This window comes from Mesorhizobium sp. B3-2-1 (genome assembly GCF_006439515.1).
Classification (GTDB): Bacteria; Pseudomonadota; Alphaproteobacteria; order Rhizobiales; family Rhizobiaceae; genus Mesorhizobium.
Genome location: NZ_VFTI01000052.1, coordinates 19,354 through 28,829, shown reverse-complemented (window position 1 = coordinate 28,829; position 9,476 = coordinate 19,354). Strand labels below are relative to the sequence as shown.

Sequence of the window (9,476 nt, the reverse complement as noted above, 5' to 3'; positions counted from 1 at the left end):
TCAGCGGATCGAGACCAAGCATGATGGGGATAGCGGCAAGAAACAACGATACCGTGTACACCGCGCTGAACCCTGGGCTGTCGCGCGGCTTGCGGTCCTCGCCCCACGTCCAGCCGAAACCTTGAGCCACGATGTAGGCCTGCTGCAGCCCGACTTCGAGTGTAGCGCCGAGGCAGGCAATGGCGAGAGAGACTACGAACAGGACGAAACCCCAGAAGCCGAATACCGGGATCAGCATCAACGGCAACTGGTGATAATCGTCCACCTGGTCGATGCCGTGCGTCGCCAGCACGAGGGCGGCCACGATCAGCACGCCGACCGAAATGGTGCCGCCGAAAGACATCCCCAGTCCCGCTATGGCCCGATTGGCACCGAGATAGCTCTTGTCCCACTGGTCCTCGATGGCCCCGGAGGAATAGAACATGAACAGGTAGGGCGATATCGAGGCGCCGAGAATGCTGACCGCCATGAACCAGTAACTGGCGGCATCGTGGGCTGGCAGCGAAGGCGCGGCGCCAGTTGCGACCGCTGTCCAATCGGGTTTCAGCATTACGGCCGCGACGACGAAGCACAACGTCACCAGGCCGAGCATGGACACGCCCTTCTCGATGAGGCCGAACGTGCCTTTCCAGAGCAGCAGCCACGCCAGAAAGACCGCCGGCAGCGCCCACCACTGGAAGCCTATGCCGGTGGCAAGTTCGAGTGCGATGGCAACGCCGCCGATCTCGGCGGAGAGCACCATGAGACTGAGCAAGAAGATGGCAAGCAACGGCCACACAAAGACGTTGAAGCCAAATCTTTCGCGGATGCCGTCGCAGATCGTGTGATGGCTCACCGCCGCGAACCTGCCGGCCATTTCTACCAGAAAGATGATGCAGATGGTGCCGAGGACGACGGCCCAGATCAGTTGGAACCCGAAAGTCGCACCTGCCTGCGCGGCAGTCGCCATCGATCCGACTTCGAGGAAGCCGCCAACGCTGGTAACGACGCCGAGCGATATTTCCACGAGCTTCTTCATGGCTTCGGGGCCAAATATTTCGCATAGGCGGTGGCGAGCGAGAGCGAGGCTAGCTGAAGATCCTGTTTTGCTTTTTGGACCCCCGCTCGATTGCCTGCCTGCAATCCCGCCTCGGCGTGAGCCACCGCGACCGACAGATCCTTGACCGCTGCCGCCAACGCAGCCTGCTCGGCGGGTTCGGCCGTTTCGGCCGATTGGATTTGCGCCTCGGCATCGGCCAGTGTCTTGCCGATCGCTTGCAGCGTGCCGGCGGTGTATGCGAACGGCGCCCCACCGCTTGTCCAGGCATCAAGCACCATCGATACGGTCTGTGCGGCGGAGGCCGCAGTTTGTGATTGCTGCTCGATCCGATCGGAAGACGAGCATCCCGCCGAAACGCCCAGAAGCAACAGGGCGCACAGATAATCCAGCCTGAGATGACGGGCACTGAAGGTCAAAGCCGGCGTTTGGTGCGGCACAAAAATAGTCTCCCCGCAACCGAAGCAAATCGTGATCGGCATGAATTGATCTAGTGTGCCCCGCGTGCCCGTCAATCAACGCCGATCGCACGGGTGCCGATCGTAAGATATGCACCGTGACAGGGAACCGCCGGCCACGACACAAACCAACTCAAGCGGAACAAAGGCTCGCTTGTGGGATTTGGAATACGAGGTGGCGGCGAGCCGACCTCAACCCGTCCTGATCACCGCATCGATGGATGGACTGCTGGCACGGAGGATTCCGCAATGCCTCGTCTCATAGCCTGGATAGCGATCATGGCGGTCGTGATCATCGCCGCCTGGTTGTGGTTCAGCGGCCACAAAGCGCAAAACGGGCGCCAACCCGCGCCCCACGCGATAGACCAGAACGGCTAGTTCAATCCTGCTCGGCCGGGCTTGGAGGGTTCTCGATCCTGTATTCGTGGACCATGCCGAGAAACCTGATTTCTCACTATTTCGCGCGCTTCGGGCTGAATGAAAGGCATCAGCCGGTCGACGGTTTCAACGACCGCCCCGGCAGATCCGCACCCGCATCGGTGAACTCGCTGATCGCCACCTAGGATTAAGAATCGCCATCTATTGTCCAGAGAATATGATGTCTCGTTCGAGGGATGATACGGTGAACCCAGAATTCGGTCTGGCTATGGATCGGGAGATCACTTCTCTCCTATCTGCGATTGAGCAGGAAAGGATACCGGACCGGCTGACCAAACTGGCGATGGAGTTGCAAAACGCGCTGGTCGAGAGACGTAAACGTCACGTGAAGAACTGACTATCTGCGGCCGTCACCGTCATATCGAGCTGACCGTCCGACAGATGGTTTCGCCTTTCCATCAATGTCTGCAGCGAACTCTCCCCAAGCAACTCAAGAATATTGGCGCGGGCACGGTTCAGCCGACTTTTGACCGTACCTACCGCGCAGCCGCATATCTCGGCCGTTTCCTCATAGCTCACTCCCAGAACGCCGATCAGCATCAGGACCTCGCGTTGGTGCCCGGGTAGCTTTTGAATGGCGCCGTGCACTTCCTTGCTCTGGACGCTCCATTCCTGGGTGGCTTCCGAAATCGGCCTGGACGACGCGCAGTCGAGCAGGCCTGGCGCTTCCCGGGCAGCAATCTTGATCCGGGTATAGTAAGTGTTGCGCATGATGGTGAAGAGCCACGATTTCATGCGTGTGCCGGGTTCGAACTTGTCGATGTTGGCGAGCCCCTTGGTCAGCGTCTCCTGCACCAGATCGTCGGCATCGTCGGGGACGCGACAGAAGGTTCGCGCGAAAGCCCGGAGGGCGGGAATGAGGTCAACGATGGAAAGTTCATTGGTTACCTGATCGGCCAAGAGGTAGCCTCCGGATGACAATGGTCCAGCTCCCAGAAGAAAGAGTGTACGAACGCAGCCCCTGCTAAATGCATGGAAGTTTGGTTCGTTCCTCGCGCTGAGGACAACTCTTCGGAGATTCTGCTCAGGCGGCGAATCTGTCATCGACAGAGTGTGCGCCCCGCGCCATTCTTCTGCGGGAAGGCCGTGGGCCGGCAGTTGACGCCCGGAGTGCTTCAAGCATCCAGCAACGATCGAGGACCTGCCATTACCAAATCCGCCCGTCTCTCAGCACGCCAATCGGTAAAGGGACCAGATCAAACATCGCGCGAGGGGGTGTGCCTGGCGACGTCCGGTCCCGGCGGAACACATCTTTTGACCGGGCTCTACGACGCCAAGCTCGATCAGGCTCCGGTGCTGGCGATCACGGGTATGCAGTTCCACGATCTGATCGAGACGTTCACGCAACAGGATGTCGATCTGACGCGCGTGTTCAACGATGTTTCCGTCTACAACGCTCAGGTTTCTGATGCCGCGCATATGGCAAACGTCGCCAGTCTCGCCTGCCGAACCGCGCTGGCACGCAAGGGCGTCGCGCATCTTTCGATCGCCAGTGACGTCCAGGAGCAGGAAAGCGATCCGTCAAGGCGCTCCAAGCGCAATCGCCCGGCGCATACACTGCAGAACATGTTCGCCAGCCACAGCATGCCGCTGGCGGACGAACTCGACAAAGCCGCGGCCATTCTCAACAACGCTCCACGGGTGGCGATACTGGCCGGCCGCGGCGCTATCGGCGCGGCCGCCGAACTGGAACATACGGCGCGCCTGCTGCAGGCGCCTGTCGCAAAGGCACTGCTTGGCAAGGCGGTGCTGCCGGACGATCATCCCTACACGACCGGCGGCATCGGCATTTTGGGCACCCTGGCTTCGCAAGAGGCGATGGAAACCTGCGACGCGGTGCTGATCGTGGGTTCGACCTTTCCCTATATCGAATACTACCCGAAGCCGGGGCAGGCACGAGGCGTCCAGATCGACTGCGATGAGCAGAGAATTGGCCTGTGCTTTCCGGTCGAGGCCGGCCTTGTCGGCGACGCTGCCGAGACATTGCGCGCCCTCAATCAACGTCTGACGCAGAAGTCCACCGATGAATTTCTGCAACGCTCTCAGGCGACCATGACAAAATGGCGCGGGATGATGAGGCAGTCGGAAGACGCGCAGGCGCAACCGGTGAAGCCGCAAACCATCGCCCGCATTCGGTCAAAGGTTGGCGGACAACACGGTACTGGCCACCGACTCCGGTCAGAACACGGAGCTTGCCGCCCGCCATGTCGATCTTCGAAGCGGCCAGGCGTTTGGCGTGTCCGGATCGCTGGCATCCATGGCTTGCGGCATTACCTATGCCATCACCGCCGGCATGGCTTTTCCTGGTCGACCGATCGCCGCTATCGTCGGAGACGGAGGTTTTGCCATGCAGCTTGGGGAATTCTCGACGGCGGTGCGCTACAAGATTCCGCTGAAGATTCTGGTCATCAAGAACAATATGCTCAATCAGATCGACTGGGAGCAGATGATGTTTCTGGGCAACCCGCAATTCGGTTGCGAACTGCAGCCAATCGATTTTGCCAAGGCGGCGGAAGCGATGGGCGCAAGTGGTTTTCGCATCGAGCGACCCGATCAGATCGAGACCGTTCTCGACGAGGCCTTCGCAACCGAAGGTCCGGTTGTGATCGAAGCGCTGGTCGATGCCTATGAGCCGCTGATGCCGCCTAGGATGCCGTCCGATTATGCCAAGAATTTCCGCCAGGCCTTGCCACAGACGCCGGGGCACGAACGCATTGAAGAAAATATCACCCGGGAGCCGGCGAAGTCGATGATGGATGCCTAGAGGCAATTCCGGCGAAAGTTCGAAGTGGTTGCGGCCGGAAGTGCGTAAACAAAGGGATTGAGCATTGGAGGCGAACCTGTTTTCGCCAAAATTTTCTGGAGCAGCGAAACCCATCCAGGAGGGCGATTCCACCGAAGGCGTCCCATGAGCTTCGACGCACTCTTCTCGACCTCTATCTGCTACGGCAGCGGCCCCCCGCAAGCTGGTTGGACGCTGGCGTTTCCGATCACATCTCCCCTCGCGGCGGCTGTTTCGCTCTACATTGCGGGCGCCAGCCGCCTCTGGCGTCGGAGCGGACGCGGACGTCCTTTGCGGTCGCGGCAAGCCTTGCTGTTTTTCACCGGCTGGGCCGCACTGGCAGCCGCCCTTGTAAGCCCGATCCATGCAATGGGCGAACATGTGTTTGCCGCTCACATGGTCGAGCACGAACTGCTGATGGCCGTCGCGGCACCACTGCTGGTGGCCTCCCGCCCGATGGCGGCGATGATGTGGGCGCTGCCCGTGCGGCTACGCCGGACGCTCGGTGTGGCTGGGCATACAAACATACTTCAGTTAATCTGGGCCTTCGTGAGCCGCCCTGTGGTCGCGACTTTCCTGCACGGGGTCGCGATATGGACTTGGCATGTTCCCGCGTTGTTTGAGGCTGCCCTCCAGCAAGGTTTTCTGCACTATGCCCAGCATGTGAGTTTTCTCGGCACCGGGCTTCTGTTCTGGTGGGTGCTGCTGCCTCGCCCCGGTCGCGAGCAAGACTGTGGCGGTGCGGTCATGCATCGTTTCTTCACTTCGCTGCACACCGGTTTGCTCGGGGCATTGTTTGTCGTCTCGCCCAGGCTGTGGTACCCGGAAAATGCCATCGGCTCGAAATTGTGGGGCCTCAGCCCACTGGAGGATCAGCAATTGGTGAGCCTGCTGATGTGGATCGCGGCCGGCGTGATCTATGGCGGCGCCGCACTGCTGTTGGCCGCTTTCTGGATTGGAACAAGCGGGCGGCGGCACGCTTCCCACCTGCCCATCGTCTAGAGCCGCGCTTCCGCCGTGAACCCTCGCCTTGGTTCGACAAGGTATTCCCTGAGTTCGCGCCCTTTCCAGGGACGGCAGCGTTGCCAAGCATCCTTTTGCAACCAACCACGTTATGGCCTTGGCAACGATGGTGGATCCTTCATGGCATGGTGCGAGAGTCCGGTGGCCCGCCTTCGTAAGCGCAAACCACCGCTGATGCCGCACCCCATGGCACAGCCGGGACAGTGGGCCGGCACAGCGCCTATGCTGATCTTGGCTGGATGCAGCGACTGGCAATCCGCGCTTCATCCACATGGTGCGAATGCCCGAAGGACGCTTGACCTGATCTGGTCCTTCAGCGCGGTTGCGACGGGCACATGGCTGCTCGTCATGCTGGTCTTGGCAGCAGCGGTTCTGCGTCGCCGTCTGGCCGGGACAACGCATTTGCCACTTGAGATCGATGTCCGACAGGAACGTCGGTTTACGCGCGTTGTCGCAAGCGCCGTCGCGTTGACCGTTCTGGTGCTCGTCATACTGACGACAATGAGCTTTTTCGCAGGCAAGTCTATTGCTTCGCTGAGCGGAACGGAAACGCTTACCGTCCGGGTGACCGGGCATCAATGGTGGTGGGAGGTCCGTTACCTCAAGGATGAGCCGTCGCAAGCGATCGTCACGGCAAACGAACTCCATATGCCGGTTGGAGAGCCGGTCAAGGTCGAACTCGATTCGCTCGATGTCATTCATAGCTTCTGGGTGCCAAGCCTTGCCGGTAAACGGGATCTCATCCCGGGCCGGCCAAGCGAAATCACCCTTATTGCCGATAAATCCGGAACCTATCGCGGCCAATGCGCCGAGTTCTGCGGCTATCAGCACGCCCATATGGCCATCACCGTCGTCGCGGAAAGCCGCGAAGCTTTCGATGCGTGGCGATCCACTCAGGACGCCGCAGCGCATGCGCCCGCCAGCGATGAAGAACGCCGCGGCCAGCGGGCTTTTCTTTCCACCGGCTGTGCACTCTGCCACACAATAAGAGGCACACCGGCCGGCGGAACGCTTGGACCTGATCTTACACATGTCGCAAGCCGCCGCGCACTGGCTGCGGATACGCTGGCCATGACCCCCGGGGCGCTCGCTGCCTGGATAGCCGATCCTCAGTCCACGAAGCCTGGCGCCAAGATGCCGCGCATTGCCCTAAGCGCCGACGATCTCAACGCCGTCGTCACCTATCTTGGAAGCCTGGAATGAGCGGCATCGCGGAAAAGGCGGCCGAGCATAAACAGGAGGTGCTGAAAGGCGTGCGGGACACCAGCCTCGAGGAGGCGAGGCTGCGCGCCTTTCTGGCGCATGCCTGGCAAACGCCGGAAGGCCTCTACGGCTGGCTGGTCACTGTCGATCATAAGCTGATCGGCCGGCGCTATATCGTGACGGCTTTCCTGTTCCTCATCCTTGCCGGTCTGTCCGCGCTCGCGATGCGGTTCCAGCTTGCCCAGCCCGAAGCCGGCTACATCGGTCCCGATCTCTACAACCAGCTGTTCACCATGCATGGCACGACGATGATGTTTCTGTTCGCCGTACCGGTGATGGAGGCATTCGCCATCTACCTGGTGCCGCTGATGATCGGCACCCGCAATGTCGCCTTCCCGCGCCTCAATGCCTTCAGCTACTGGGTCTATCTTTTTGGCGGACTGATGATCTGGATCGCCTTTGCCTTCGAAACCGGCGCCGACGCCGGCTGGTTCTCCTATGTTCCGCTCGCGGGACCTGAATACGGCATCGGCAAGCGCCCCGATTTCTGGGCACAGATGGTAACGTTTACGGAAGTGTCCGCACTCGCGGTCGCGGTCGAGATCATTGCCACGGTGTTCAAACAACGCGCGCCGGGCATGTCGCTCGACCGCATCCCGCTCTATGTCTGGTCGGTCCTTGTCACCGCTTTCGTCATATTGTTCGCCATGCCCGCGGTGATGGTGTCGAGCACGATGCTGATCCTCGACCGGCTGGTCGGCACGAAATTTTTCGACCCTGCCGCAGGGGGCGATGCACTGCTGTGGCAGCATCTGTTCTGGTTCTTCGGCCATCCCGAGGTCTACATCATCTTCATTCCGGCGGCCGGCTTTGTCTCCGCGATCCTGCCGACCTTCGCCCGGCGTCCGGTCTTCGGCTATCTCGGGATCGTGCTGTCGCTGGTCGCGATCGGCTTCCTCTCCTTTGGCCTGTGGGTGCACCACATGTTCGCCACCGGCCTGCCGCAGCTCGGCGAGAGCTTCTTCACCGCTTCCTCGATGATGATCGCCATTCCGAGCGGCATTCAGATCTTCTGCTGGATTGCGACGATCAGGGGCGGCCGGCCGATCTTCGCCACGCCCATGCTTTTCGTGCTCGGCTTCATCGTCACCTTCGTGGTCGGCGGCTTGACCGGGGTCATGGTCGCCTCGGTGCCGCTCGACCTGCAGGTGCACGATACCTATTTCGTGGTTGCCCATTTCCATTACGTGCTGGTCGGCGGCGCCGTCTTTCCCCTGCTCGGCGCCGTCTATTACTGGTTTCCCAAGATCACCGGCCGCATGCTGTCCGAGAGGCTCGGCCGCTGGAATTTCTGGCTGGTCTTCGTCGGGTTCAATCTCACCTTCTTCCCCATGCACATTCTGGGTCTGCAAGGCATGCCGCGCCGCGTCTATACCTATCCGCCTGCGAGCGGCTGGGGCGAGATGAACCTCTTCATCAGCCTCTCTTCGCTGGTGGTGTTCGCCGGCTTTGCGCTTTTTTTCCTGAACATCCTGCTCAGCCTTCGCAACGGCCGCATCGCCGAAGATAACCCCTGGCAGGCGAGCACGCTCGAATGGGCGACGACTTCGCCGCCGCCCTCCTACGATTTTTCGCGGCTGCCGATGGTAACCCATCGCGAACCGCTCTGGGCCGAGCCCGACATACTCCCCGTCGTCGAAGGCTTGCGCGTCGATGCCCGCGAGGTGCTCGCCGGCACGGTCGCCGACGCGGTGCCGCAACTGAGAGTGCCATCGGCCGACAATTCGATTTGGCCGTTCCTGTCGGCCATCGCGGTTGGCGGTGCATTTCTCGGTTCGATATATACGCCATGGGCGGTGGTCTCGGGCGCTGTACCAGTTTCGATTGGCTTCATCTGTTGGTTCTGGCCGAAAGGCGAACCGGAGGACGAGGAATGAGGCAGCGCCCTGTCGCCGATGTCAGCCACCTGCCCACATATGATTTCGGGGCGGCGAGCCCGATGTGGTGGGGAACCCTGGCCTTCATCGCCCTTGAGGGGACGGGTTTTGCCCTGGCGATCGGCACTTACTTCTATCTGGCTGTGCTGGCCCCGCATTGGCCGATCGGAGCGCCAGCGCCAGATCTGCTGCCGGGCACGGCAGTATTGGTTATTCTGCTGGCGAGCATCGTGCCCAACCATCTGGTCGAACTTTGGGCGCGCCGTCAGAACCTCGCGAAGGTTCGTCTTGGCATGGTCATCATGACGGTCGCAGGAATTCTTCCGCTGATCGTGCGCATCTGGGAATTTCCGGCGCTGCGGATTTCATGGGATCAGAACGCCTACGGCTCGATCGTCTGGTTCCTGCTCGGGCTGCACACAACGCATCTTCTTACCGATGTCGGGGACACCATCGTCCTTGCGGTTCTCATGTTCACGCAAAAAGGCAAAGCCGGCCGACGCTTCAGCGACGTCTCGGACAATGCCTTCTATTGGGACTTCGTGGTCGTCTCATGGGTCGTGCTCTATCTTATCATCTACTGGATCCCGAGGATGTGA

8 protein-coding genes and 1 pseudogene are annotated in these 9,476 nt (G+C 60.7%); 6 read left to right on the top strand and 3 right to left on the bottom strand.

What is annotated here, in order from left to right:
* On the bottom strand, positions 1-1,018 hold a 1,018-nt coding region (locus FJW08_RS31520; protein ID WP_140813667.1), incomplete at its 3' end, for a divalent metal cation transporter.
* Positions 1,015-1,518, bottom strand: coding sequence for a hypothetical protein (locus FJW08_RS31515; RefSeq protein WP_246682678.1), 504 nt, complete (start codon positions 1,516-1,518; stop codon positions 1,015-1,017). The genes FJW08_RS31520 and FJW08_RS31515, both read right to left, overlap by 4 nt.
* A gap of 598 nt (positions 1,519-2,116) precedes the next feature.
* Between FJW08_RS31515 and FJW08_RS32610 the strand changes: the two genes are divergently transcribed.
* The gene (locus tag FJW08_RS32610) at positions 2,117-2,269 is read left to right on the top strand and encodes a hypothetical protein (protein ID WP_181183102.1); all 153 of its coding nucleotides are present in this window, start codon (positions 2,117-2,119) and stop codon (positions 2,267-2,269) included.
* Here FJW08_RS32610 and FJW08_RS31510 read toward each other — a convergent pair.
* Positions 2,254-2,832: a sigma-70 family RNA polymerase sigma factor gene (locus FJW08_RS31510; protein WP_140813666.1), complete on the bottom strand. Its 579-nt coding sequence runs from the start codon at positions 2,830-2,832 to the stop codon at positions 2,254-2,256. The genes FJW08_RS32610 and FJW08_RS31510 overlap by 16 nt on opposite strands.
* Positions 2,833-3,147: 315 nt before the next feature.
* Here FJW08_RS31510 and FJW08_RS31505 point away from each other — a divergent pair.
* The 5 genes and pseudogenes from FJW08_RS31505 (at position 3,148) to FJW08_RS31485 (ending at position 9,476) form a co-directional block, all read left to right on the top strand.
* Positions 3,148-4,696: pseudogene (locus tag FJW08_RS31505) on the top strand (thiamine pyrophosphate-dependent enzyme).
* 144 nt (positions 4,697-4,840) lie between these two features.
* Positions 4,841-5,716: a cytochrome c oxidase assembly protein gene (locus tag FJW08_RS31500; protein WP_140813665.1), complete on the top strand. Its 876-nt coding sequence runs from the start codon at positions 4,841-4,843 to the stop codon at positions 5,714-5,716.
* A 243-nt stretch (positions 5,717-5,959) separates the two neighbouring features.
* On the top strand, positions 5,960-6,940 hold the full coding sequence (gene coxB / locus FJW08_RS31495) for a cytochrome c oxidase subunit II (protein ID WP_246682677.1): 981 nt from the start codon (positions 5,960-5,962) through the stop codon (positions 6,938-6,940).
* Complete coding sequence (gene ctaD / locus FJW08_RS31490) at positions 6,937-8,877, top strand: cytochrome c oxidase subunit I (protein WP_140813664.1); 1,941 nt, start codon at positions 6,937-6,939, stop codon at positions 8,875-8,877. Before coxB ends, ctaD begins: the two co-directional genes overlap by 4 nt.
* Positions 8,874-9,476 carry a cytochrome c oxidase subunit 3 gene (locus FJW08_RS31485; RefSeq protein WP_140813672.1) on the top strand — a complete coding sequence of 201 codons (603 nt, stop codon included), beginning with the start codon at positions 8,874-8,876 and terminating at the stop codon, positions 9,474-9,476. Before ctaD ends, FJW08_RS31485 begins: the two co-directional genes overlap by 4 nt.

Coding starts and splice junctions, on each gene's coding strand:
- FJW08_RS31515 (WP_246682678.1), bottom strand. CDS start 1,518: ATGCCGATCACGATTTGCTTCGGTTGCGGGGAGACTATTTTTGTGCCG.
- FJW08_RS31500 (WP_140813665.1), top strand. CDS start 4,841: ATGAGCTTCGACGCACTCTTCTCGACCTCTATCTGCTACGGCAGCGGC.
- coxB (WP_246682677.1), top strand. CDS start 5,960: ATGCTGATCTTGGCTGGATGCAGCGACTGGCAATCCGCGCTTCATCCA.
- ctaD (WP_140813664.1), top strand. CDS start 6,937: ATGAGCGGCATCGCGGAAAAGGCGGCCGAGCATAAACAGGAGGTGCTG.
- FJW08_RS31485 (WP_140813672.1), top strand. CDS start 8,874: ATGAGGCAGCGCCCTGTCGCCGATGTCAGCCACCTGCCCACATATGAT.